Source organism: Streptomyces sp. NPDC004838 (genome assembly GCF_053600955.1).
Map to the genome: position 1 here is coordinate 47,585 of NZ_JBSGAW010000009.1, position 25,456 is coordinate 73,040.

Annotated in this window: 17 protein-coding genes; 4 read left to right on the top strand and 13 right to left on the bottom strand. The window is 71.6% G+C overall.

Annotation, left to right across the window (positions count from 1 at the left end):
* Nucleotides 1-111: 111 nt before the first annotated feature.
* The 4 genes from ACWEFL_RS12650 to ACWEFL_RS12665 form a co-directional block, all read right to left on the bottom strand.
* Complete coding sequence (locus ACWEFL_RS12650) at nucleotides 112-1,917, bottom strand: protein kinase domain-containing protein (protein ID WP_451710921.1); 1,806 nt, start codon at nucleotides 1,915-1,917, stop codon at nucleotides 112-114.
* Nucleotides 1,918-2,051: 134 nt separating this feature from the next.
* Nucleotides 2,052-5,108 carry a protein kinase gene (locus tag ACWEFL_RS12655; RefSeq protein WP_451710922.1) on the bottom strand — a complete coding sequence of 1,019 codons (3,057 nt, stop codon included), beginning with the start codon at nucleotides 5,106-5,108 and terminating at the stop codon, nucleotides 2,052-2,054.
* 192 nt (nucleotides 5,109-5,300) lie between these two features.
* Complete coding sequence (locus tag ACWEFL_RS12660; protein WP_451710924.1) at nucleotides 5,301-8,066, bottom strand: serine/threonine-protein kinase; 2,766 nt, start codon at nucleotides 8,064-8,066, stop codon at nucleotides 5,301-5,303.
* A gap of 250 nt (nucleotides 8,067-8,316) precedes the next feature.
* Entirely contained in the window at nucleotides 8,317-10,023 is a 1,707-nt protein-coding gene (locus ACWEFL_RS12665; protein WP_451710926.1) for a glycerol-3-phosphate dehydrogenase/oxidase, read from the bottom strand.
* Nucleotides 10,024-10,439: 416 nt separating this feature from the next.
* Between ACWEFL_RS12665 and ACWEFL_RS12670 the strand changes: the two genes are divergently transcribed.
* Nucleotides 10,440-11,681 (top strand): nucleotide sugar dehydrogenase, encoded by a 1,242-nt coding sequence (locus tag ACWEFL_RS12670; RefSeq protein ID WP_451710928.1) that lies wholly within the window; start codon nucleotides 10,440-10,442, stop codon nucleotides 11,679-11,681.
* A gap of 187 nt (nucleotides 11,682-11,868) precedes the next feature.
* Here the strand turns inward: ACWEFL_RS12670 and ACWEFL_RS12675 are convergent, their stop codons facing one another.
* The 4 genes from ACWEFL_RS12675 to ACWEFL_RS12690 all read right to left on the bottom strand — a co-directional run bounded on the left by ACWEFL_RS12675 (nucleotide 11,869) and on the right by ACWEFL_RS12690 (nucleotide 16,809).
* Nucleotides 11,869-12,993, bottom strand: a complete 1,125-nt coding sequence (locus tag ACWEFL_RS12675; RefSeq protein WP_451710930.1) for a GuaB3 family IMP dehydrogenase-related protein — start codon at nucleotides 12,991-12,993, stop codon at nucleotides 11,869-11,871.
* Nucleotides 12,994-13,342: 349 nt separating this feature from the next.
* A complete protein-coding gene (guaB, locus tag ACWEFL_RS12680) occupies nucleotides 13,343-14,845 on the bottom strand; it encodes an IMP dehydrogenase (RefSeq protein WP_451710932.1) in 1,503 nt (500 codons plus the stop codon).
* Nucleotides 14,846-15,187: 342 nt separating this feature from the next.
* Nucleotides 15,188-15,763: a sigma-70 family RNA polymerase sigma factor gene (locus ACWEFL_RS12685; RefSeq protein WP_451710934.1), complete on the bottom strand. Its 576-nt coding sequence runs from the start codon at nucleotides 15,761-15,763 to the stop codon at nucleotides 15,188-15,190.
* 434 nt (nucleotides 15,764-16,197) lie between these two features.
* Nucleotides 16,198-16,809, bottom strand: coding sequence for a response regulator transcription factor (locus ACWEFL_RS12690; RefSeq protein ID WP_003948568.1), 612 nt, complete (start codon nucleotides 16,807-16,809; stop codon nucleotides 16,198-16,200).
* A gap of 441 nt (nucleotides 16,810-17,250) precedes the next feature.
* Between ACWEFL_RS12690 and ACWEFL_RS12695 the strand changes: the two genes are divergently transcribed.
* Nucleotides 17,251-17,577: a WhiB family transcriptional regulator gene (locus tag ACWEFL_RS12695; protein WP_451710936.1), complete on the top strand. Its 327-nt coding sequence runs from the start codon at nucleotides 17,251-17,253 to the stop codon at nucleotides 17,575-17,577.
* Between the two features lie 686 nt (nucleotides 17,578-18,263).
* On the opposite strand, the gene ACWEFL_RS12700 is transcribed toward ACWEFL_RS12695, so the two are convergent.
* Complete coding sequence (locus ACWEFL_RS12700) at nucleotides 18,264-19,181, bottom strand: LysR family transcriptional regulator (protein ID WP_451710938.1); 918 nt, start codon at nucleotides 19,179-19,181, stop codon at nucleotides 18,264-18,266.
* Nucleotides 19,182-19,260: 79 nt separating this feature from the next.
* On the opposite strand from ACWEFL_RS12700, the gene ACWEFL_RS12705 reads away from it, so the two are divergent.
* Complete coding sequence (locus ACWEFL_RS12705; protein WP_451710940.1) at nucleotides 19,261-19,944, top strand: MOSC domain-containing protein; 684 nt, start codon at nucleotides 19,261-19,263, stop codon at nucleotides 19,942-19,944.
* Between the two features lie 123 nt (nucleotides 19,945-20,067).
* Nucleotides 20,068-20,841 (top strand): SDR family NAD(P)-dependent oxidoreductase, encoded by a 774-nt coding sequence (locus ACWEFL_RS12710; RefSeq protein ID WP_451710942.1) that lies wholly within the window; start codon nucleotides 20,068-20,070, stop codon nucleotides 20,839-20,841.
* Nucleotides 20,842-21,047: 206 nt separating this feature from the next.
* Here the strand turns inward: ACWEFL_RS12710 and groL are convergent, their stop codons facing one another.
* The 4 genes from groL to ACWEFL_RS12730 all read right to left on the bottom strand — a co-directional run bounded on the left by groL (nucleotide 21,048) and on the right by ACWEFL_RS12730 (nucleotide 25,445).
* Nucleotides 21,048-22,670, bottom strand: a complete 1,623-nt coding sequence (gene groL / locus ACWEFL_RS12715) for a chaperonin GroEL (RefSeq protein ID WP_451710944.1) — start codon at nucleotides 22,668-22,670, stop codon at nucleotides 21,048-21,050.
* A gap of 154 nt (nucleotides 22,671-22,824) precedes the next feature.
* On the bottom strand, nucleotides 22,825-23,133 hold the full coding sequence (gene groES / locus ACWEFL_RS12720) for a co-chaperone GroES (RefSeq protein ID WP_266486653.1): 309 nt from the start codon (nucleotides 23,131-23,133) through the stop codon (nucleotides 22,825-22,827).
* 526 nt (nucleotides 23,134-23,659) lie between these two features.
* Entirely contained in the window at nucleotides 23,660-24,310 is a 651-nt protein-coding gene (locus ACWEFL_RS12725; protein WP_451710946.1) for a hypothetical protein, read from the bottom strand.
* 307 nt (nucleotides 24,311-24,617) lie between these two features.
* On the bottom strand, nucleotides 24,618-25,445 hold the full coding sequence (locus tag ACWEFL_RS12730) for a polysaccharide deacetylase family protein (RefSeq protein ID WP_451711199.1): 828 nt from the start codon (nucleotides 25,443-25,445) through the stop codon (nucleotides 24,618-24,620).
* Between the last annotated feature and the right edge of the window lie 11 nt (nucleotides 25,446-25,456).

Genomic DNA, 25,456 nt, shown 5'->3' on the forward strand with positions numbered 1-25,456 from the left:
TACGAGGCAACGGACCACGGCACTGTTGGGCGCGATGGACCACGGCACAGCTCGGCGCGAAGAACCACGGCACCGCGCGGCGCGACGGACTGCGGGCCGGGGCCATGGGCCTCACCCCGTCGGCCGCCAGCTCTTGAGCATGATGTCGAACTTCTCCCGTGTCTCCGCCCAACCCTCGGCGGGTCCCGTCATATACAGCGCGTACTCCGTGCCGTCGTCCTCGAAGTAGAGCTGATCGACACCGCGCCGCGCGCCGGGGAACTTCGTCCTCTCGGTCCAGCCGAACTCCCACAGCACGGACTTGCTCTTGTCCCGGAAGCCGTTGCGCTCCAACTCCAGCCGCTGGTAGTCCGGCAGCCGCTGGAGTTGCCGTTCCAGGTCCAGCGCGTGCTCGTACGGGTCGTCGTAGTCCGGCTCGGGATCGATCCCGATGCGGAGCTGATGCAGACCGCCGTCCGGTGTGTAGTCGATCTGCCCGCCCTGGACCCGGCGCTCCCAGCCGTTGGGCACGAGGAGGCTGAAACCGGCCGGGTCCTGTACGCGACGCCAGCCGGCCGGTACGTCGCCCGACCCGTCAGGGGTACGGGAGGCGTCGGGGTTGCCGGGGGCGGCCGGGCCTCCTGGCGTGGGAGAGGCGTTGCCGGGGGTGTTCCGTGGAGCACTGGACGCGGTCTGGGAGGCGCCCGGTGAGGCCGACTTGTCGTCGCCGGTCCCGCCGAACATGTGCGGCAGGAGAGAGAAACCGGCCCAGATCCCGCCCGCGGCCACCACCGGGAGGATGATCGCCGCCAGAAGCAGCCGTCTCCGGCCGCGGAGTCCGGGCGCGGCAGGCACGCTGCCCCCGCCCGCCGTGCCCCCAGAGGCCCCCGTTGTCCCCTGCACCGCCGTGGCCTCCGGCGGCACCGGGAGAGCCGGGCCCGTGATGGCGGTCGGTGTCGTCACGGCGGTCGGTGCGGCCAGGGTGGCCGAGGAGGCGGGGGTGACCGGGGCGGTGTCCGGCCGCACGTCTTCCGGGCCCGGTTGTCGTCCGGTCGTCGGCTGCACGGGTATTCGCTGCCGCACGGTGGCCGGCAGATGGCCCTCCAGTTCCTCCCTCGCGCGCTGGAGCATCCGCTCCGCCTCATCGGCCGGCGGCCGGCGGTTGTGGTCCTTGCGCAGCAGGGCCATGATCACGTCGGCGAGCGGACCGGCTCGCTCCGGGTGCGGCGGCTCTTCGCTCACCACGGCCTGCATGCTCGCCACCGCCGACGAGCGCCGGAACGGCGACTGGCCCTCCACCGCCGTGTACAGCGTCGCTCCCAGTGACCAGAGGTCGGACGCGGGACCGGGATCGCCGCCGCGTACCCGCTCGGGTGCCAAGTAGTCGATGGAGCCGACGATCTCACCGGTGCGGGTGATGGTCGCGTCACCCTCGATGGCGGCGATCCCGAAGTCGGTGATCAGCACCCGGCCATCCCGGCTGAGCAGCACATTCGCGGGTTTGACGTCCCGGTGGAGCACTCCGGCCGCATGTGCCGCGCCCAGCGCGCGCAGGACGTGGAGCCCGACGCGGGCGCCTTCCAGCGGGGTGATCCGCCCGGACTCCTTCGCCGCGTCGGCGAGCGACGGCCCGTCGACGTACTGCATCACTATCCAGGGGCGCGCGTCGTGTTCGAGCACATCGTGAACGGTGACGACGCCCGGATGGCTGATCCGGGCGGCGGCCCGCGCCTCCTTCTGGGTGCGGGCGTGGAGCACGATCCGGTCGGCCTCGGACGCGAACATTCCGGCGGTCAGCTCCTTGACCGCGACGACCCGGTGCAGCACCTCGTCGTGTGCGCGCCACACCTTGCCCATGCCGCCTCTGCCGATCGACTCGCCCAGTCGGTAACGACCGGCGAGGAGCAGCCCCGCGCCCATGTTCTGAGTGTTTTCCATGTCCCCCGCCCATTCCTTGGGATCCCAGGTTACGGAAGGGACTCACGGGCAGGAACCTCGGCCGCCTCGCCAACGGCCTTGGTGACATGGAGTGTTGTCGCCGTGACGCGGACGACGAACGCCCAAAGGCGCGATCAGTCCGTCTTGCGATAGGTGTTGACGGCCTGTTCGTACGCCTCGGTCACCTTGTCCCGCCGGTCGCTCGGGCCGATGACCTGGACCACGTGGTACCGGCCGCCGATGACCAGCGCGCGGTTGCGGACGAACACCTCCCGGCCGTTGCTGTCCTGCCAGGTGAACTGGCCCTCGGCCATGACCTGCTGCCCGATCTCGATCCGGCGCAGCCCGGAGGACGTGGCCCAGGAGGAGTCCCGGAACGGCTGAAGCTCCCGCTCCCGGTCGCGCTGGTAGACCAGAGGGTCCTCGCCGTTCGATCCGACGGCGTCCCGGCCGGGGACGATGATCAAGGTGAAGTCGCCGTTGCTGTAGCGGACTTGGCCGGCGTCGTTGATGGGACGACGCTGCCAGGACTTGTCGACGGCGGTCCGGAAGCCCTCCGGGTCGCTGCGCAGTTCGTAGCCGTCCGCCAGATTTCCGCCCACCGGGGAGGAGGTCCGCGACTGCTGGGAGCCGGTGCCGGGCCCCGGCGGGGCGGAGGCCGTCCCACCGGGATCCGCGCCCTGTGTACCGCCCGGCTTCGCGTCGGTTGTTCCGGAGGCCGAGGGGATCGGGCCGCTGTCGCCCTGCGGGGCCGTGCGGTCCTGCTCGTCGGACTTCGGCATGAACATCACGGCGTACGCGACGGCCCCGGCCAGGAGCAGCAGTATCAGCAGCAGGAGCGTGCGGCCCAGCGACCTCGGGCGGCGCTCGCGCTTGGCCTTTCTCTGCCGGTGGCGGCCGTGGACGACCTCGGTCGAACCCGTACGCCGTCTGCGGACCAGCTCACCCCTGCGCCGGACGACGGGGAGCCTGCTGCCGTCCACCGCGCTCGACGGCAGCGGTACGACATCCATCCCGGCCTCGGGCTCGGGCGCGGACCGCACCAGGGAGCGCAGCCAGCCGCGCAGTTCCTCGACGTCGGGCCGCTCGGTGGGGTCCTGGCGCAGGAGGGACTCGACGACCGGGCGCAGCGGGCCGCACTCCTCGGCGAACGCGGGCGGTTCGGCGCAGACGAGCTGCACCAGTTCGGCCGCGTTCTCCTCGGGGTAGGGCGCGTGGCCCTGTACGGAGCGGTAGAGCAGCGCGCCGAGAGCCCAGAGGTCGGTGGCGGGTCCTACGGGGGCGGCGAGCTGCCAGTTCTCATGGACCGGTCCGGCCTGCTCGGGGGCCCAGCGCTCGGTGACCGCGCCGATGACGGCGATCCTCGCCTGGCGGGCACGCTCGGCGGCGAGCGGTGTGGTGGGGCCCCGGTACGCGGGGGCTTCGGGGCCGCCGACGGCCTCGTCCCACCCTGCGGCCGGGGCCTGCGTGACCGCGGGGAGGGGCCGGCGCTCGGCGTCGGCCCGCAGCGCCTCGCGTCCCGCGCCGCCGCGGTCCCAGCTCCCGGTGACCGGGGCGGGTGCGGTGAAGCCTCGGGTGTCGGCGCGGGGCGCGGAGGGGCGGTCGCGGTGGGGGTCGCCTCCGGGGCGGCCTCCTCGTGCCGAGGGGAGCACGGGGAGATCGCCGCCGTCTCGGGCCGGAGCGCCGCCGGGCCGGGCCGCGCCGGGCAGCCCGCCACCGCCGGGGCCATGACCCGCCGGCCCGTTCCCCGCCGGACGGTCTGCCGCGGGCTCGATTCCCACGCGTCCGGACCCCAGGGGTCCAGGGGCCGTGGGCCGCTCTCCCGCCGGACCGTCGCCGGGCGGCAGGGGTTCGCGGACGCCGTAGGGGTCGTTGTCGCGGTACGGGTGGTGCGGAGCGGGTTCGAAGCCGCCGCCCGCAGGAAGTGGAGGGGGACCGTCCTGGCGTGGGGACGGGCCCTCCTGCCGGATCCCGGTCCGCCGGCTCCGCGGCGCGGGGGCGAATCCGCCGCCCGCGGGGAGCGGAGGCGGACCGTCCTGGCCCGGCCGGGGGCCGTCGTGCCAGGCCCCGGCGAGTCGGGCGCGGCCGGGCCCGCCGGCCCCGTACCCGTCGTCGAACCTGTCGGGGTCCTCGTACCCGTCCGGGTCGTCGTCCCCTTGTTCGTCACGGTCGATGCGGTACGGAGGCTGGTGGCCGCCCCCGCCGGGTTTCCGCGCCCACCAGTCGGGATCCCGGCCCGTCTGCACCGGGCGGTCGCCCTGTCGCTGCTCCTCGCTGACTCGGGCCGCCGCCCGTGCGCCCGCGCGGTACGCGGCGATCGCGCCCGCCCTGGCGGCCCGTACATCGGGCACGCCGGTACCGGTGCCCGCACCGGACCGGGGCGGATACGGACCCTGGGCGTCCGGGACGTGGTCGCCGTACTCTTCCTGCTCTTCCCGCTCTTGCTGGCCGCCGTACTCTTCGTGGCCGTCATGCCCCGTGTGACCGTCCGGGCCCGCGTAGCCCTCCGGGCCCTCAGCACTCTCACGCCCCTCGCCGAAGCTCCCGAACTCGTCGAAGTCGACCTCGCCGAAGTCGCCCCGGCTCTCGTGCGGCGCGGGCACGGGCGCGTACCCGCACAGCGCCTCCTCCGCCGCCCCGGACGCGAGGCCGGTCAGCACGATCCGCCCGTCGTCGCAGACCAGGACCGTACGGGCGGTGATGTTCCGGTGAGTCCAGCCGTAGGTGTGCAGGGCGCGCAGCGCGGTCAGCACGTCGGAGGCGACCTCGGCGGCCCGGTACGGGGTGAGGGGCTGCTCCGCGAGGAGCGCGGCGAGCGGCCGTGCGGCGACGCGCTCGCTCACGATCCAGAGCGAGCCGTCCTCCGCGAAGACGTCGAAGACCTGGTCCAGCCGAGGATGGTCGGGGACCTGCGCGGCGGCCTGGGCGGCCTCGATGGCTCGGAGCACGGCGGGGTCGGTGAGGCTCCGTTCCGTACGTCCCTGGCCCCTCCGGTGCGCCGCCGGACCGGACCCGCCGTCCGCGTCGACGACCTCGGCCTCGATGATCTCCGGCAACGGAACCTGGCGGACCAGGACTTCCTGCGCGCTATAGGTGTCGAACGCCCGCGTCTCCGCGAATTCGTACTCGTCGGACGGGGGCAGCGGCAGACGATAGCGGTCGGCCAGCACCCTTCCCGCGTACTCGTCCACATCGCCTCCCCTCGTGCGGCGCTTGTGCTCCACCGGTCACCGCGACCGTCCCCTTGCATAGTCCGGCGACTGTATGGCCCGGCGACGCCGCGCCGAAACGTCATTGTCGCGCCATCGTGCGTCAACTCCGGTCGTTCAGCGGCCGTTTACGGCTGCGCACCGTCCACGACCTCTCACGATACGTGTCCCCGCTCAGTCCTTGGGCTTGAATGTGCCGAACGCTGTATTACGGAGGGTCTCGCACTCCTTTCCGTCCCACTCGCTCGCCTTGCAGGTGATCATGATCGAGTAGCCGCGCTTCCCGTCGACCTTGAAGCCGCGGTTGAGTACCCGGACCCTCTCGCCGCCCTGATCGCGCTCGAACTCCCAGTCGGCGACCGTCGGATAGCCGTTGTACTCCACCGGCCTTATGTCCCGGTGCTTGTAGTTGCTGCTGGTGGCGCTGGTCACGGCGACCGCCGCGGACCAGGCAGCGGCGGCGTCGTCCTTGGGGCTGTTGTTGAAGTCGACCTGAACCCGGGGGAACGCGCCCTGCCGGGCGTTGAAGATGCCGCCGGAACCCGCGCCCGCTATGCCCGTCATCCGGAAGCCTTCGGGCATCGCCATGGTGAACCGGAACCGGTCGTTGGACACTGCAGCGTATCCGGTCGGCAGGGCGCCGCCCGCCGGTGGATCGGCCTTCGGCGATCCGGTCGGCTTGCCGCCGGCGCCGGGGCTGCCGGTCTCCTTGCCCGCGTTCTTGGGCTGTTCCTGGCCGCTCTTCCCGTTGTCACCGGAGTCGGCGGTGTCGCCGCTCGGCTTCTCCTGACCGGCGCCGGCGGAGGCTCCGGCCGAAGAGGTGCCGTCGGTGCCGGACTTGCTCCGGTCCTTCTCGTCCCCGGAGTCACCGATCGTCAGGTACAGCACGGTGCCCAGTACCGCGAGCACCACCACGACCGCGGTGATCACGAGCGTACGGCGGTTGACCACGTCCGTCAGCGGCGCGCGCACCCGTGCCGCCCGCTGGACGGGCGGCACCGGCGGCACCGGCGGCTCCGAACGGCTGGGCGTGGTCCGGGAACCCGCGGTGGACGCGCCGGCCGCGGGTATGGGCGCCGCGTTCCTCGTGGACCGCAGCGGACCGCGATTACGGGTGGCGGCGGGGCTCTTCGGCGGTGCGACGGGCGGTGGGACCAGCGGCAGCGCCATGGCGCGGGTGGAGTCCGCCGGAGGTTCGGCCGTCTCGGGCGCGTGCACCACCCTGGTGAGCAGCGTCCGCGCTCCCGCGTCGTCGAGCCGCTGATCCGGGTCCTTGGAGAGCAGGCCGTAGATGACCTCCTCCAGCGGGCCCGCGTTCTTCGGCGGGTCGAGCGGCTCGGTCATCACTGCGGTCAGCGTCGCGATCGCCGAGCCCTTGTCGTACGGCGGCGAGCCCTCGACGCTCGCGTACAGCAGTCCGCCGAGCGACCACAAGTCGGCGGCGGGGCCGGGCCTGTGGCCACGGGCCCGCTCGGGCGAGATGTACGAAGGCGCGCCGACGAGCATGCCGGTGGAGGTGATCGAGGGGTCGCCCTCGACCTGCGCGATCCCGAAGTCGGTGAGGACGACGCGGCCGTCCTCCGAGATCAGCACATTGGACGGTTTCACGTCCCGGTGCAGGATCCCCTCGCGGTGCGCGGACCGCAGTACGTCGAGTATGGCGAGCCCGACCTCGGCGGCCCGGCGCGGCGTCAGTGTGCCGTCCTCGCGGATGACTTCGGCGAGTGACTTGCCCTCGACCAGTTCCATCACGATCCACGGCCGGTCGTCCTCGTCGACGACGTCGAAGACCGTCACCGCGCTGTTGTCGCGGATCCGGGCGATCGCCTTGGCCTCGCGCAGGGTACGGGTGATGAGCCGCCGCTTCTCCTCCTCGTCGATGCTGTTCGGAAAGCGCAGCTCCTTCACGGCGACGGTCCGGCTGAGGGTCTCGTCTTCGGCGCGCCAGACGGTCCCCATCCCGCCCCGGCCGAGCACCCCGCCCAGCCGGTACCGCCCGGCCAGCAGCCGTCCCTCGGCCTCCCGCCCCGAACTCGCCCCGGCGGAAGCCGAGCCGCCCCCGCGCCGGGAGACCCCGGGGCCCGTCTCGGCCGCCCGAGTGCCGGAGGCTCGGGACGCGCCGGGTCCGGAATCGGCCGCCGCTGCCTTGCCGTCCCGACCGGCGGCCACAGGCTCGTCGGCCGACCCGCCGGGGCCCGCCGTGGAACGGGAACCGGAACCGGAACTGCCCGGTCCGCCGTCCACGGGATCGGATCCCGCGTCGCTCCCGACGGCTGCGTCGACATCCGTGTCCCCATGCGAGCCGCCAGCGCCACCGGCACCAGCACCGGCGTGCGCGTCGGCAACGGTACGCACGTCAGAGCCAGCGGCAGAGTCAGCAGCAGCGGCCGTGGCGTCGGCACGCGCCTCGGCGTCAGCGGCGTCGGCGTGACGCACCTCGGCGTCGGCCGACTTTCCCGCGTCCACGTCCGTATCCACGTCCGTGTCAGTGTCCGTGTCTGCCGCTGCCGCTGCCGCTCGGTCGCCGCGCCCGGCAGACGCGGTGCCGCCCTTGGAGACCGCGCTGCCGTCCGCCCCGGCTCCGGCAGCCGCCGCGCTGTCCCCGGTCCGCCCGGCCGCCGTCGCCGCGGATTCGGCACCGGCGGCAGGTCGCGCGTCGTCCGCCCCGCCCGGCCGGGAGTCCGCGGGGGCCGCTTCGGCATCCGCTGGCGCCTTGGCCGAACTGCCCCCGGACGTCTTCGCCTTGACACCGGGCCTACGGCCCGCGGCCCCTCCGCGCGCGGACTTCTTGGCGGCTGTCTGCCGGGGCACTCCGGTACGGACGTCCGTGTCCGTCCGCGCCCCGGTCGCCGCGGGCTTGCGCGGATCCCGCGGCTCAGGGCCCGGGCGCTCCTCGGAGTTGTCCTGCTGGGGCTTTCGCGACTGCTCTGCCTCCGACATGCGTCCCCTCTGCGATCCCTGATCCTCGCCCGCGCCCGTCGCTCCCGCGCGATGCGGTAACACGCCCTGGCAGAGCTTTCATTGTCCCTCACTCCGGGACCGGCACCGCTTCCGGGTCCAGCCGCCCACCGGGGGTGGTCCGGAAGGTGATGACCCCCCACCATGCCACTACTCGCGGTGAGGCTCACCCCTCCGCCGGTCGGGACTCTGCCCATTCCCCAAGACCATCAGACCGCAGAGGAGCAAGGAATCACAACGGCACAATGTCCGGCGCGCCCAACCGCGCCGCGTCCGCCGTCAGGTCGTCCGGCTGACGCTGGGACTCCCGCTCGGCCTCCACGCGCTTCTCGTAGTGCGCGACCTCCTTCTCTATCTGCTCCTTCTCCCACCCCAGCACCGGGGCCATCAACTCCGCGCACTCACGCGCGCTCCGCGTGCCCCGGTCGAATGTCTCGATGGAGATCCGGGTGCGCCTGGTCAGTACGTCGTCGAGGTGCCGGGCGCCCTCGTGCGAGGCGGCGTAGACGACTTCGGCCCGCAGATAGTCGTCCGCCGAGGCGAGCGGTTCGCCGAGCGAGGGGTCGTCGGCGATGAGTGCGAGGACCTCCTCGGTCAACGAGCCGTATCGGTTGAGCAGATGCTCCACGCGCACGACATGGAGGCCCGTGCGGGCGGCGATCCTGGCCCGCGCGTTCCACAGGGCCGTGTAGCCCTCGGCGCCGACCAGCGGCACGTTCTCCGTGACACAGGCGGCGACCCGCTGGTCGAGTCCGTGCACCGCCTCGTCCACCGCGTCCTTCGCCATCACGCGGTACGTCGTGTACTTGCCGCCCGCGACGACCACGAGTCCCGGCACGGGATGGGCGACGGTGTGCTCGCGGGAGAGCTTGCTGGTGGCGTCCGACTCTCCGGCGAGCAGCGGGCGCAGTCCCGCGTAGACCCCCTGGACGTCATCGCGGGTCAGCGGCACCGCCAGCACCGAGTTGACATGCTCCAGCAGATAGTCGATATCGGCGCTGGAGGCGGCCGGGTGCGCCTTGTCGAGGTCCCAGTCGGTGTCGGTCGTCCCGACGATCCAGTGCCGCCCCCAGGGAATGACGAACAGCACCGACTTCTCGGTCCGCAGGATCAGCCCGGTCGTGGAGTGGATGCGGTCCTTGGGCACCACGAGATGAATGCCCTTGGAGGCCCGGACGTGGAACTGTCCGCGCTCGGCTATGAGCGCCTGGGTGTCGTCCGTCCACACCCCGGTCGCGTTGACGATCTGTCGGGCCCGGATCTCGTACTCCCCGCCGGCCTCGACGTCCTGGACCCGCGCGCCGACGACCCGCTCGCCCTCGCGCAGGAATCCGATGACCCTGGCCCGGCTGGCGACTTGGGCCCCATAACTCGCGGCCGTACGCACCAGGGTGGCGACGAAGCGGGCGTCGTCCATCTGGGCGTCGTAGTACTGCAAGGCGCCGACCAGCGCGTCCTTCCTCAGACAGGGAGCGACCCGCAGCGCCTGCCGCCGGGAGAGATGGCGGTGGACGGGCAGACCGCGGCCGTGCCCGGACGACACCGACATGGCGTCGTAGAGCGCGACGCCCGATCCGGCGTAGATCCGCTCCCACCCCTTGTGCTGCAAGGGGTAGAGGAACGGGACCGGCTTCACCAGATGCGGAGCCAGCCGCTCCAGGAGCAGTCCGCGCTCCTTCAGCGCCTCGCGGACGAGCGCGAAGTCCAGCATCTCCAGATAGCGCAACCCGCCGTGTATGAGCTTGCTGGAACGGCTCGACGTGCCCGACGCCCAGTCGCGGGCCTCCACGAGCCCGGTGGAGAGCCCTCTCGTCGCCGCGTCCAGCGCGGTGCCCGCGCCGACCACACCCGCGCCGACCACCAGTACGTCCAGCTCCCGCTCGGCCATTCCGGCGAGCGCCTGCGCGCGCTCCTCGGGTCCCAGTGTCACTGTCCTCACCGCGCTGCCTCCCGTCGCCCCCCGTGTGCCCCCTGATCGGGCCTTGCATCCGCCGCGGCCGGCCCCACACCGCCCCTGCCCGGAAGGACCGGGTTCATACGCCTTCCACCGGCACATGTCCCGGAGCCACGGGCGCACGTCCCGGAAGGTCACCAGGTCCGGCCGCATGCGCTCATGCGCCCCGCCACCGGGATCCACACCCCCGCGGCCGGGCTCACAACATCGATTCTGTCCGCAGTCGCCGACTTCAGCCACCGCCTGTGGATACCGCCTGTGGACAACACCCTGGCGACCATGGGCGCGCAATGCGACATATCGGTCATATTTACGCCTAGTCTGACATTGCGCCCGCCCCGTTCTGCCCACAGGGCTTGCGCCAGCACTCCCCTCCGGCTACGGGAAGGACGGCCAACGCCATGCCCGCAGATCTCGCTGTCATCGGACTCGGTCACTACGGCCTGCCCCTCGCCCAGGCCGCGGTCGCCGCCGGTATCGAGACCATCGGCTACGACACCGACCCACGGCAACTGAGCGAACCCGCAGCGGGCCGCACCCCCGCCGACATCCGCCGCATGGTCTCCGGCGGCTTCAGAACCGTCACCGACCCGGCCGAACTCGGCCGCGTCCGCACCACCGCCATCGCCGTCCCCACCCCGGTCGGCGCCGACGGCAACCTCGATCTCACCGACCTGGCCGAGGCCGCCCGCGCGCTGGCCTCCCGTATGCGCCCGCACACCACCGTGCTCCTCGAATCGGCCGTACAGCCCGGCACCACCGAGTCCTTTCTGCGCCCGATCCTCGAAGAGGGCTCCGGCCTGCGCGCGGGCCGCGACTTCCATCTCGCGTACTCCCCCGCCCGCGTGGACCCCGGCAGCCGTACGCACGACTACGCCAACACCCCCAAGGTCATCGGCGGCCTCACCCCCGCCTGCACCGAGTCCGCCGCCGCCTTCTACGGCCGTCTCACCGACAAGGTGGTCCGCGCCCGCGGCCCGCGCGAGGCCGAGACCGTCAAGGTGCTGGAGACGAACTTCCGCCACGTCAACATCGCCCTGGTCAACGAGATGGCGGTCCTCTGCCACGACCTCGGCGTCGATCTGTGGGACGTCATCCGCTGCGCCGAGACCAAGCCGTACGGCTTCCACGCCTTCCGCCCCGGACCCGGCGTCGGCGGCCACGGCGTGCCGCTGGACCCCAGCGTCCTCCCCCACCACGGCCGCACCCCCGGCCATCCGCTGCGGATGGCCGGCCTGGCCCAGGAGATCAACGCCCGGATGCCGCAGTACGTCATCCAGCGCTGCGCCACCCTCCTCAACGAGCACGGCAAATCGGCGCGCGGCGCGCGCGTCCTGCTCCTCGGCATCACCTACAAACCCGATATCGCCGATCTCCAGGGCTCACCGGCCACCGAGATCGCCCGCCGGCTGATGGATCTGGGCGCGGCCGTCAGCTACCACGACCCGCATGTCCCGGACTGGCGCGTCCACGGGCTGCCCGTCCCCCGAGCGGACTCCCTGTACGAGGCGGCGTCCGGAGCGGACCTCACCGTGCTGCTCCAGCACCACCGCACCTACGACCTCCAGGGCCTGGCCGTGAAGGCCCAGCTCCTCCTGGACACCCGCGGAGCCACCCCCGCGGGCGCGGCCCACCGGCTGTGAACGGCACGCCGGAGGCCCGGCGCCGAGAAGGAACGTCTCCGGCGCCGGGCCTCCGGCGTACTCCGCTGGCTCTGCGGGCTCTGCGGGCTCCGCTTGCTCTGCGGGCTCTGCGGGCTCCGCTTGCTCTGCGGGCTCTGTGTACGCCGCGCGCTCGGCGTACTCTGCGTACTCCGCGTGCTGTGCGGGGTCAGCGGCTGTGCTGCGTGTCCGCGACCGTGACCTCGACGCGCTGGAACTCCTTCAGCTCGCTGTAGCCCGTCGTCGCCATGGCCCGCCGCAGCGCGCCGAAGAAGTTCATCGACCCGTCGGGGGTGTGGGAGGGGCCGGTGAGGATCTCCTCCGTGGTTCCCACGATGCCCAGGTCGACCAGCTGGCCGCGCGGCACGTCCTCGTGGACGGCCTCCATGCCCCAGTGGCGGCCCCCGCCCGGCGCGTCCGTCGCACGGGCCAGCGGGGAGCCGATCATCACGGCGTCCGCGCCGCAGGCGATCGCCTTCGGGAGATCGCCGGACCAGCCCACACCGCCGTCGGCGATGACGTGGACGTAGCGACCGCCGGACTCGTCCATGTAGTCGCGGCGCGCCGCGGCCACATCGGCGACCGCCGTCGCCATCGGGACCTGGATGCCGAGGACGCTGCGCGTGGTGTGCGCGGCCCCGCCGCCGAAGCCGACGAGCACGCCCGCCGCGCCCGTGCGCATCAGATGCAGGGCCGCGGTGTAGGTGGCGCAGCCGCCGACGATGACCGGGACGTCCAGCTCGTAGATGAACTGCTTCAGGTTCAGCGGCTCGGCGGCGCCCGAGACATGCTCGGCGGAGACGGTGGTGCCCCGGATGACGAAGATGTCGACGCCCGCGTCCACGACGGCCTTGGAGAACTGCGCCGTCCGCTGCGGCGAGAGCGCCGCGGCCGTCACCACACCCGAGTCACGGACCTCCTTGAGGCGCTGCCCGATCAGCTCTTCCCTGATCGGCGCGGAGTAGATCTCCTGGAGGCGGCGGGTCGCGGTCTCGGCCGGCAGCTCGGCGATCTCGTCGAGCAGCGCCTGGGGGTCCTCGTAGCGAGTCCACAGACCCTCCAGGTTGAGGACGCCGAGGCCACCCATCTCACCGATGCGGATCGCGGTCCGCGGAGAGACCACGGAGTCCATGGGAGCGGCCAGGAAGGGCAGGTCGAAGCGGTAGGCGTCGATCTGCCAGGCGATCGAGACCTCCTTGGGGTCACGCGTACGCCGACTCGGTACGACGGCGATGTCATCGAACGCGTACGCCCGACGGCCGCGCTTGCCGCGCCCGATCTCGATCTCAGTCACCTGTATGGGCCTTTCCCTCTGTGTCAGCGCCTACCAGTATCCCCGACGCACGCCGGAGGGGCGGCCCGGGGAAGCCCTCGCGGAATCCCTGGTACCGCCCCGCTACGCGCGCGTGGCGCGTGCTCGCCGTGCTCGAACGGTGCTCTGTCCGGGTCACCGGCGCCACTCGCCGGCACGGCGCGTCGCCGCTTTCCGGTGCGTCGCCCCGGCACCACTTCCCGGCGGTACGGCCCAGCACCGCTCGGCGGCCGTACCCGTCTGTGCCGCCGCCCGGTGCACCGCTTCCCGGCGGTACGTTCCCGTGCCGCTACGTACCGCTCCGGGCCGCTCCGGACCGCTCTCGCCGGTGCTACTTCCTGCTGTAGTTGGGTGCCTCGACCGTCATCTGGATGTCGTGCGGGTGGCTCTCCTTGAGCCCCGCCGAGGTGATGCGGACGAACCGGCCGTTCGACTGGAGGTCGGGAACCGTCCGGCCGCCGACGTAGAACATCGACTGACGCAATCCGCCCACCAGCTGGTGGACGACCGCGGAGAGCGGTCCTCGGTAGGGAACCTGGCCCTCGATGCCCTCCGGCACCAGCTTCTCGTCGGAGGCGACGCCCTCCTGGAAGTAACGGTCCTTGGAGAAGGAGCGCTGCTCGCCCCTGGTCTGCATGGCGCCGAGCGAACCCATGCCGCGGTAGGACTTGAACTGCTTGCCGTTGATGAACAGCAGTTCGCCGGGCGACTCCTCGCAGCCGGCGAGCAGCGAGCCGAGCATCACCGTGTCCGCGCCCGCGACCAGGGCCTTCGCGATGTCTCCCGAGTACTGGAGGCCGCCGTCGCCGATGACCGGGACGCCTGCCTCCTTGGCGGCGAGAGCAGCCTCGTAGATCGCCGTGACCTGCGGTACGCCGATTCCGGCGACCACACGGGTGGTGCAGATGGAACCGGGTCCGACACCGACCTTGATGCCGTCCACACCGGCGTCGATCAGCGCCTGCGCGCCGTCGCGGGTGGCGATGTTGCCGCCGATGACGTCGACGCCCGCCGAATTCGACTTGATCTTGGAGACCATGTCGCCGACCAGCTTGGAGTGGCCGTGCGCGGTGTCGACGACGATGAAGTCGACGCCCGATTCGATCAGCGCCTGGGCGCGCTCGAAGGCGTCACCCGCGACGCCGACGGCCGCGCCGACGAGCAGGCGGCCGTTCTCGTCCTTGGCGGCGTTCGGGTACTGCTCGGCCTTGACGAAGTCCTTGACCGTGATCAGGCCCTTGAGGATGCCCGCGTCGTCGACCAGCGGAAGCTTCTCGATCTTGTGGCGGCGGAGCAGTTCCATGGCGTCCACGCCGGAGATCCCGACCTTGCCCGTGACCAGCGGCATCGGGGTCATGACCTCGCGCACCTGGCGGCTGCGGTCCGACTCGAAGGCCATGTCGCGGTTGGTGACGATGCCGAGCAGCTTGCCGGCCCGGTCGGTCACCGGGACGCCGCTGATGCGGAACTTCGCGCACAGCTTGTCGGCGTCGGCGAGGGTCGCGTCCGGGTGCACGGTGATCGGGTCGGTCACCATGCCCGACTCGGAGCGCTTGACCAGATCGACCTGATTGGCCTGGTCGGCGATGGAGAGATTGCGGTGCAGCACGCCCGCGCCGCCCTGGCGGGCCATCGCGATGGCCATCCGGGCCTCGGTGACCTTGTCCATGGCCGCGGACAGCAGCGGGATGTTCACCCGTACGTTCTTCGAGATGTACGAGGAGGTGTCGATCTGGTCGGGCGCCATGTCGGAGGCACCCGGCAGCAGCAGCACATCGTCGTAGGTCAGCCCGAGTGTCGCGAATTTCTCGGGCACTCCGTCGACGTTGGTCATGACACCTTCCCCAATGGCCTTGATCGGTGCGGATGTCCATGCTAACGGCCTCGGACACCGTCTCATTCCACGATCAAGATCACTCAGCAGCTTTATGTATGGACACATACGTCATACGAATGGCGTGTCCTTGGGGTTCACCGTTCAGGTTTCCTCGTTGGCACCGCTTTCGGGAACTCTCTCGGCAGCGGTTCGGACCGTTCGAGGCGGCGGTACGGAGACGGTACGGACGACGTGGCCCGGAAGGCGGGCGGTGGGCCGAGGGCGGCGGGCTGGGGGCCGCTGTGGCCGGGGCGGCGTGGACCGACATGGTCGCGCGACGGCTGGCCGGCTGGCTGTGGCTTACTGCTCCGCGAGTGCGCGCAGGCGGCTGAGCGCACGGTGCTGTGCCACACGCACCGCGCCCGGGGACATGCCGAGCATCTGCCCCGTCTCCTCCGCGGTCAGACCGACCGCGACCCGCAGCACCAGCAGTTCCCGCTGGTTCTCCGGAAGGTTGGCGAGGAGCCTCTTGGCCCACTCCGCGTCATCGCTGAGCAGGGCACGCTCCTCGGGTCCGAGGGAGTCGTCGGGGCGCTCCGGCATCTCGTCGGACGGTACGGCCGTCGAGCCCGGATGACGCATGGCCGCCCGCTGGAGATCGGCGACCTTGTGCGAGGCGATGGCGAACACGAACGCCTCGAAGGGCCTCCCGGTGTCCTGATAGCGCGGAAGCGCCATCAGGACCGCGACACAGACCTCCTGGGCGAGGTCCTCCACGAAGTGGCGCGCGTCGCCGGGCAGTCGGCTGAGCCGGGTCCGGCAGTACCGCAGCGCGAGTGGGTGAACATGCGCGAGGAGATCATGCGTGGCCTGCTTGTCTCCGTCGACGGCACGGTGAACGAGCGCACCGATCACCGTGCTCTTGTCGTCACGCATCGGTCCATGGTGCCTCGGCGGCCGTTGTTCCGTGGCACCGCGTCCCATGTTGTGCACCGAAGCGTTATGAGCGGGTGCGCCGGAACTCATCAGCTGCGCCCTCCCCTTCCGCTCGACCGACTCCCCGAGGAACTCCACATCTCAAGGATGCGTCATCGCGCGGGAAACGGGCGCCCGAGGGCCCGTCTTCTTCATTGGCTCGGTTCTCCCCCAGACTCCGTCCGGGGGGGACCCCGCTCCCTGAACCGGGCTGATCCGAACGACAGACCCTGGTGGTGTGACCGGAGAGATTTGCCGATGGGCCTGCGGCGACCGGTGCGGCGCGGCGCGAGGCGGAGGGTCGCCCTCGTACCAGACGTACTCGGGCGATTCCCACAACGCGGCCAAGCGCCGTGCCGGGCGTCGCAGGCCAGGCGGGACTTTCGCGACGCGTCCTAGCGGACCAGGCCCCAGCGGAATCCGAGCGCGACGGCGTGCGCCCGGTCCGAGGCTCCCAGCTTCTTGAACAGCCTGCGGGCGTGGGTCTTGACCGTGTCCTCGGAGAGGAACAGCTCACGGCCGATCTCGGCGTTGGAGCGGCCGTGGCTCATGCCCTCCAGCACCTGGATCTCCCGCGCGGTGAGCGTGGGAGCCGCGCCCATCTCGGCCGAGCGCAGCCTCCTGGGGGCGAGCCGCCAGGTCGGGTCGGCGAGCGCCTGGGTGACCGTCGCGCGCAGCTCGGCGCGTGAGGCGTCCTTGTGGAGATAGCCCCGGGCTCCCGCGGCGACCGCGAGCGCGACGCCGTCGAGATCCTCGGCGACGGTGAGCATGATGATCCGGGCGCCCGGATCGGCGGAGAGCAGCCGCCGCACTGTCTCGACGCCGCCCAAGCCGGGCATGCGTACATCCATCAGAATCAGGTCCGAGCGGTCCGCGCCCCAGCGGCGGAGGACTTCCTCGCCGTTGGCCGCGGTCGTCACGCGCTCGACGCCGGGCACGGTCGCGACCGCGCGGCGGAGCGCCTCTCGGGCAAGCGGGGAGTCGTCGCAGACGAGGACGGATGTCATGGCCGCCCTCCGCAGCTGATGCGCGTCACCTTGTGCCTCCAGGCTGGGTACGTTTCGTCACCTGTGCGGTTGAACGCACTCGGACATGTGCCCGAGCACTCGTTCCTTCAACCGCCTCCGACCTACCAACGACGGTCACTCGAAAGAGTTACGGGTTCCCTGGCTCTCTTCAACACTCCACGCGAAACGGCGTGTACGGAGGGGAGTCGCGCGGGAGCGGTGCAGGTCAGAGGCTTGTCACCCAGAAGCTATGCCCCATTTGGACGCATTTCTTCACTTTGAGTAGTGTCTGCGGCTAGATTTCACAATGAATCATATTTACATCTACTTACATAGTCGATGTACGGTCGTGAGGCATGGTGCGGGTGCTGGATGCGGCTCGCATCCCTCACGCGCCAACCTGACCGAATCCACTCAGCACGGTTTCAAGGGGCAAGCGCTATGGCAGATTTCTCCCGCCTTCCCGGACCCAACGCCGACTTGTGGGACTGGCAGCTCCTCGCGGCCTGCCGCGGGGTGGACAGTTCACTCTTCTTCCACCCTGAAGGTGAGCGGGGGGCCGCACGGAGTGCGCGCGAGAACTCGGCGAAAGAGGTTTGCATGAGGTGCCCGGTACGCGCGGAATGCGCGGCGCACGCACTGGCGGTGCGGGAGCCGTACGGCGTGTGGGGCGGACTGACGGAGGACGAACGCGAAGAGCTGATGGGGCGCGCGCGGCACCGGTTGATCCCGGCGACGAGCGGAGCGCCGGGAGCGGGGCGCGGCTGAGTCCGTCATCCGCCCGACCATCGCAGAAACGATTCTTCGAGGTCCTGGGCGTGTAGGCGGGCGCGGGCCGCGGGGTGCGGTTCCGCGTCGGTGAGGCGTGCGCGTTTCCGCCGGGGGCGGGAACGGGGGCGTCCCGCAGGCGTGCGCGTTTCCGCCGGGGCGGGAACGGGGGCGGGGTCTCGTGGCGCGGGGCGGGCCGTCTGTGCGGGTCCTCGCCGAGGCTCGGGCCCCGCGCCTCACACGTCGGCGAGACGGAAAGGGGGCGGGGGCTCGTGGGTGCGGCCGCCGTGGTGCTCCCTGCGGGAGTCCGCGGCACCGCGTCGGCGGGCCGCGGCGGACGGGTGCGGCCGCCCCGGCCCCTGCGGGCTCCCGCGCTCACGGGCTCACGGGCTCCGTACGGTCACAGGGGTCGACTCACAGGCGTCGACTCACAGGCAACGGTTCACAGGCGACAACGCGCCGGAGCACGCGCTCCGGCGAACGCGGCCACTCCAGCCGAGGCCGCGCCCCTGCGGGAAACCCCGGCACCGCCCGCTCCGGCGGGCCGCGACATGACGGGTGCGGCTGCCTTGGCTTCGGCGCTCACGGGACCGTCCGTACGGAACCACGAGGGTCGGGGGCGGCCCGCCCGCGGCGGCAGGGCAGGGCAGGGCAGGAGCGGACTTCGCTGGACTGCGGTGCCGAGGTCACGCGGGGGACGGGGTGGAGCGGGAGGCCGCGAGGGTCAGGTGGTGGAGGGTGGCCGACACCGCGGGGACCTGGGCGAGGTCGGGGAGGGTCAGGGCGACGATCTCGCGGGCCACGCGGGGGGCCACCGTGACCGTACGGGTGCCGTTGAGGCGTACCGACTCCAGCGCGAGTTCCGGCAGGACCGCCACGCCCAGGCCCGCTCCGACCAGGCCGATGACCGCGGGGTAGTCGTCCGTGGCGAAGTCGATGCGCGGGGTGAATCCGGCCTCTTCGCAGACCTCGACGAGTTGGCGGCGGCAGCGGGGGCAGCCGGCGATCCAGGGGTCGTCGGCGAGATCGGCGATGGCGACGGAGCCGGACTCGGCGAGCGGGTGGGCCTCGGGGAGCAGGCCGACGAGCCGGTCGTCGAGCACCGGGCGGACGATCAGGCCGTCCCATTCCGCTTCCCGTTCGGCGGTGCCGCCGTAGCGGAAGGCGAGGGCCACATCGCAGTCGCCGTCGCGCAGCATCTCCACCGAGCGCGGCGGTTCCGCCTCCACGAGGGAGACCCGTGTGCCGGGGTGGGCGGCCCGGAGTGCCGCCAGGGCGGTGGGGACCAGGGTGGAGCTGCCGCTGGGGAACGAGACCAGGCGGACCCGGCCGGCTCTCAGACCGGCGATGGCGGCGATCTCCTCCTCGGCCGCGGTCAGACCGGCGAGGATGCCGGAGGCATGGCGGACGAGGGCCTCCCCGGCCTGGGTGAGCCGCATCTCGCGGCCCGTGCGGATCAGCAGCGGGGTGCCCGCGGACGCCTCCAGCGCCTTCATCTGCTGACTGACGGCCGGCTGTGTGCAGCCCAGGGCGCGTGCCGCGGCGGAGAACGAACCGCTGGCGGCGACCGCGCGCAGGACTCGGAGATGACGGGCCTCTATCACCCTTCGATGATAAGAGTTCCTTGGGGGTGAAGCGAATTACTCGCTGGTTTCTTTGAGGGGTGCGGTTTAGCGTGGGGGCATGAAGCTTCTGACCGTGAATGTGGGCCGTCCCAAGGTCGTGGACTACTCGGCTACGCCGGGCGGGCTCACGGGGATCGACAAGCGGCCGACGGACGGGCCCGTTCGGGTGACGGACCCCGGTCCGGAGGGAGAGGGCGGCAGCGGGGTCGCGGGGGACAGCATCTGCGATCTCCGCTATCACGGCGGTACCCACCAGGCCGTGTACGCGTTCGCGCGGGAGGATCTCGACTTCTGGCAGCTCGAACTGGGCCGCCCCATCCCCAACGGCACCTTCGGTGAGAACCTCACCACGGTCGGCGTCGATGTGAGCGGGGCCAGGATCGGCGAGCGCTGGCGCATCGGCGGGGAGCTGGTGCTGGAGGTGACGAACGGCCGCGTTCCGTGCCGTACGTTCGCGGGCTGGCTGGGTGAGAAGGGCTGGGTCAAGCGCTTCACCCAGCAGGCCGAGCCCGGCGCGTACTTCAGGGTCGTCGAGCCCGGTGAGATCCGCGCGGGCGACCCGATCGAGATCGTGCACCGGCCGGACCACGAGGTGACGGTCTCCATGGCGTTCCGCGCCGCCAGCACCCAGCGGGAACTGCTGCCGTCGGTGCTCGCGGCGGGCGACGCGCTGCACCCCCTGCTGGCGGCGAAGGCGCACGACTACCTGCGGAAGCACGGGGACCGCCGCCTCCCGCTGTAGGTCTCGCGGTGGGCGACCGGTCCCCCTGGGGGGATGGGGCCGTTCGGTACGGGGCGGCGGGCGGGCGGCCCGCGTACGCCGGAGTCGTACGCGGGGCACGCGCGGGGCACTAACGTGCCGCCTATGACGACTGCACTGATTACGGGAGCGACCGCGGGCATCGGTGCCGCGTTCGCGCGGCGGCTCGCCGCCGATGGACGCAACCTGGTCCTGGTGGCCCGCGACACCAAGCGGCTGCAGGAGCAGGCCACCGAACTCCACGACCGGCACGGCATCGAGGCGGAGGTGCTGACCGCCGATCTGTCGCGGGACAACGGGATCGCGGCGGTCGAACGACGGCTCGCGGACCGCAGGCATCCGGTGGATCTGCTGGTCAACAACGCGGGCTTCGGCAACAAGGGGCACTTCCTGGAGGTGTCCATGGCCGATGAGCTGATGATGCTGAAGGTCCACTGCGAGGCCGTGCTGCGGCTCACCGCGGCTGCGGCGGAGCCGATGCGCGAACGCGGCCGGGGTGGCGTGGTCAATGTGGCGTCGGCGGCGGCCTTCCTCCCTCGCGGCACCTACGGGGCGTCCAAGGCGTGGGTGGTGCAGTTCACCCAGGGCGTCGCACGGGACCTGGCGGGGTCGGGCGTGCGGCTGATGGCCCTGTGCCCCGGATTCGTACGCACCGAGTTCCACCGGCGGGCCGGGATCGGGACGGACAAGATCCCGGGCTGGATGTGGCTCGACGCGGACAAGGTGGTGGAGGCCGCGCTGACGGACCTGGCGCGTGGGAAGCAGGTCTCCATCCCGGACGCCCGCTACAAGGCGCTGCTGGGGATGGCGAAGCTGGCGCCGCGCGGAGTGCTGGGCGGAGTCACCTCGAGCACAGGGCGCAAGTACGGCCCGCGGTGAGCCCGCGGTGAGCCTCTGGCAGGTCCGCGCCCCGGGTCGATGACGCCGGCCCGGCGGGCGGGGTCCGGTGCGAGGGGCGTGAGCCGCCGGTTCGGAGGCGTCGGCGCGGTGTGGAAGCAGCGCGGGCCCGCGGGCGGGGGTCTCGAAGACAGCGAGCCCGGTGCCCCCGCGACGGGGGCACCGGGCTCAGCCGTTGGCGTACCGGGTCAGTGGGCGTGACCGTGGCCGTGGCCCGCGTCGGCCTCTTCCTCGGCCGGCTTCTCGACGACCAGGGTCTCGGTCGTGAGCAGCAGGGAGGCGATGGACGCGGCGTTCTCCAGCGCGGAGCGGGTGACCTTGACCGGGTCGATGACACCGGCCTTCACCAGGTCGCCGTACTCGCCGGTCGCGGCGTTGAAGCCCTGGCCCTTGTCCAGCTCCGCCACCTTGGAGGTGATGACGTAGCCCTCGAGGCCGGCGTTCTCGGCGATCCAGCGCAGCGGCTCGACGGCGGCGCGGCGGACGACGGCGACACCGGTGGCCTCGTCGCCCTCCTTGCCGAGGTTGCCGTCCAGCACCTTGACGGCGTGGACGAGCGCGGAGCCACCACCGGAGACGATGCCCTCCTCGACCGCGGCGCGGGTCGCGGAGATGGCGTCCTCCAGACGGTGCTTCTTCTCCTTGAGCTCCACCTCGGTGGCGGCGCCGACCTTGATCACGCACACGCCGCCGGCCAGCTTCGCGAGGCGCTCCTGGAGCTTCTCGCGGTCCCAGTCGGAGTCCGTGGCCTCGATCTCGGCCTTGATCTGGTTGACACGCCCCGCGACGTCGGCGGAGTCGCCGCCGCCGTCGACGATGACGGTGTCGTCCTTGGTGATGGTCACGCGACGGGCGGTGCCCAGCACGTCCAGACCGGCCTGGTCGAGCTTGAGGCCGACCTCCTCGGCGATGACGGTGGCACCGGTGAGGGTGGCCATGTCCTGGAGCATCGCCTTGCGGCGGTCGCCGAATCCGGGGGCCTTGACGGCCACGGCGTTGAACGTGCCGCGGATCTTGTTGACGACGAGCGTCGACAGGGCCTCGCCCTCGACGTCCTCGGCGATGATCAGCAGCGGCTTGGAGCCACCCGACTGGATGACCTTCTCCAGCAGCGGCAGGAGGTCCTGGATGGAGGAGATCTTGCCCTGGTTGATCAGGATGTACGGGTCGTCGAGGACGGCCTCCATACGCTCCTGGTCGGTCACCATGTACGGGGAGAGGTAGCCCTTGTCGAAGGCCATGCCCTCGGTGAAGTCCAGCTCCAGACCGAAGGTGTTGGACTCCTCGACGGTGATGACACCGTCCTTGCCGACCTTGTCCATGGCCTCGCCGATCAGCTCACCGACCTGCTGGTCCTGAGCGGAGAGCGCGGCGACGGCGGCGATGTCGGCCTTGTCCTCGATGGGACGCGCGGTCGCGAGCAGCTCGTCGGAGACGGCCTTGACGGCGGAGTCGATGCCCTTCTTCAGGGCGGCCGGGGAGGCGCCTGCTGCGACGTTGCGCAGACCCTCGCGGACCAGCGCCTGGGCCAGCACGGTGGCGGTGGTGGTGCCGTCACCCGCGATGTCGTTGGTCTTGGTCGCCACCTCCTTCACCAGCTGGGCGCCGAGGTTCTCGTACGGGTCGTCGAGTTCGACCTCGCGGGCGATCGTGACACCGTCGTTGGTGATGGTGGGAGCGCCGAACTTCTTGTCGATGACGACATTGCGGCCGCGGGGGCCGATCGTCACCTTGACCGTGTCGGCAAGCTTGTTGACGCCGCGCTCGAGGGCGCGACGGGCGTCCTCGTCGAACTTCAGAATCTTCGCCATGAGAGCTTCTCTGTCCTCTTCTGATACGAACCGCGCCCCCAGCGCCCGGTTATGAGAGTCAGCGGGGGCCAGGGGCGCGGTTCAAGACAAAACGGAGTACGAAGAGCGCGGGTCGTCCGGAGCGAGCCCCGGGAAACCCGTGCTTCCCCTTCGACTACTTCTCGACGATCGCGAGCACGTCGCGGGCCGAGAGGACGAGGTACTCCTCGCCGTTGTACTTGACCTCGGTGCCGCCGTACTTGCTGTAGAGCACGACGTCGCCGGTCTTCACGTCGAGCGGCAGGCGCTCGCCGTTCTCGAAGCGACCCGGACCGACGGCGAGGACGACGCCCTCCTGGGGCTTCTCCTTCGCAGTGTCCGGGATGACCAGGCCGGAGGCCGTGGTCTGCTCGGCGTCGAGCGGCTGGACCACGATGCGGTCCTCAAGCGGCTTGATGGCAACCTTGGAGCTGGCGGTCGTCACGATCCGACCTCCCCCTTCGGAGATCTCACGGGGTTAACTGTCTGAGGTGGCGACCAGGTGGATCCGTCGTCGCGGGTGCCGGACCTGCCCGTCGCTGTGTTGGCACTCTCCGGTGGGGAGTGCCAGAGGCGAGACTATGACCGCGATTAGCACTCGGTCAAGCGGAGTGCCAATGCGGCGGGCGTGGCGAGGGTCCGGCGGGGGCCGGAAGGGGTGCGGAAGCAGGCCGGGACAGGGCCGGGAGAAGGCGGGGGTGAGACGGGGGCGAGACGGGGCGGAGAACTGCCGGGGCGTCCGGCGTGGCGACGATCCGTGGGCGGGCGACCCGGCCGGGGGCGGGTCGGCCGGGATGAGGTGGGTTGACCGTGCCGGGGTGGGCGACGTCCGGGCTCCGCCTCGGCTGACATGGGGTTTCCATGGTTCAGGGGTCCCTGTGGTCTGGAGGTCCGGCCGGGGGGGCTCTACGGCTCGCCACGGCGCATGAGCCGGCTTGTGAGCCGGCTTGTGAGGCGACTTATGAGGCGGCTCATGCGCCGCCCCGGCGGGCGCTCGGGCCTGTGTCGCCGTTCCGGTTCTCTGTGTCCACGCGGGTGCGCGGGGGAGCTTTCGGGTGTGAAGGAGCGGGGGCAGGCGTACGGAAGCGGTGGAGGCGGGTCAGCAGGCGCGTCGTCGATTCGGTGAACGCGGGCGGGTGAAGTCCGGGCGTACGCGGGGTGGGGGCCGGGGCGGGCGCGGGCCGCGTGCGGACGCGTGGCGCGGGCGCTTTGTGGCGCGCTCTCCGGGGCGCGCGGCGAGCGCCCGAAGCCCCGGCCCCGGAACCGGGCTGGGCTCGGGCCGTCTCGGGGAGACCCTTCGGGGCCTCGGGGCCGTCGCCCGCCGAGGCGGGGCGGGCCCCAGGAGCCCTCGGCTGGGCATCCCGCCCGGCAGCCGGTTCCTCGTGCTGCCCGGCATCCCGCCCTGCGGAGTCACTCGCCCCCGGCGCGGGGCTCCGCCGGATCCGGGCCACGGACGCGGGGGCGTCGGGGTGGACCGCCTTGCGGCCGAGCCGTTCGATGGGATCCACGGACACGGTGGGGTCCATGGACGGCGGCGCGCATGCGGTGGAGGCGAGCAGCGCGCCGAGCACGACCGCGAACGGCCCCGCCAGCGCGGCCGGAAGCCGACGGACACGGCTCATGCGCGACGCTCCGGAACCGGGCGTTCCGGAGCGGGATACTCCGGAGCGGGACACATGGCCGCGCAACGCTCCGGAAGGCGAGGCCCCGGAACACGGCGCTCCGGGGCGCCGACCGCCGACTCACATACCGTCGGTTTGCAAACCATCGGCTCAGACACCGCCGACCCGCCCGCCCCCGGTGCGCCGGCATCCGCCGAGTCGGCGGTCTCCAGCGCGTGCGCTCGGCCCACCGGTCGCGGCCCGCCCGTCGCGGCCCGCCCGTCGCGGCCCGTCGGTCTCCGGCCCGTCGGTCTCCGGCGCGGCGAGGTCATACGTAGTCCTCAAGCCGTGCCACGGCGTACCCCTTGTCCGTCACGGTCTTCATGACCTGGCGGACCATGTCGGCCATGGAGCCCTTCCAGGCGCCGCGGCCCCGGAAGTGCGTGAGGATGATGTCGCCGGGATGCAGGTCCCGGTCCGTTTCCCGCCACTCCATACGGTCGGGGAACGCCTCGGCGGCCCAGATCGGCACCGCCTTGACACCGCATGACTGGGCAGCGTGCAGGGTTTCCCGGTTGTAGTTGCCGTACGGCGGGCGGAAGAGCGGGGGTCGCTTGCCGAACTGCTTCTCCAGGATGTCCTGCTGGCCGCAGATCTCCTTCTTCTGCTCGTCGTAGGAGAGGCCGGGCATATAGCGGTGGTTGAGGGTGTGGTTCTGCAGGGAGACGCCTCGGTCACGCATCTGCCGGAAGTAGCCGTAGTTGTCGTTGATCACATAGTCGCTGAGGAAGGCGCTGTACGGGATCTGGAGCTCCGTCATCATCCGGAGGAACTCGGGATCCTTCTCCGCGCCGTCGTCGATCGTCAGGAAGACGATCTTCTCCTTCACCGGCACCGTTGTGAAGACCGGTGGCAAGGACTCGCCATCCGCCACCTCGAAGCCCTTGCGGGTGGTGATCGTCGGTTTGATGGCGGGCGGCTGGGGCGCGGGCAGCGGGGTCTTGGTCAGCCCCCACTTTCTCGCCGCGACGGCACGTTGGGCCTGTAGGCGTTTGACCCTCTCCACATACGCGGCGAGCGACCCGGCGGGGCCCGCCTGCTGTGCCGCCTTCTCCGCCTCCTCGATCTGATCGGCCTCCACCTCCTGGCCGGGCAGCGACTTCACCC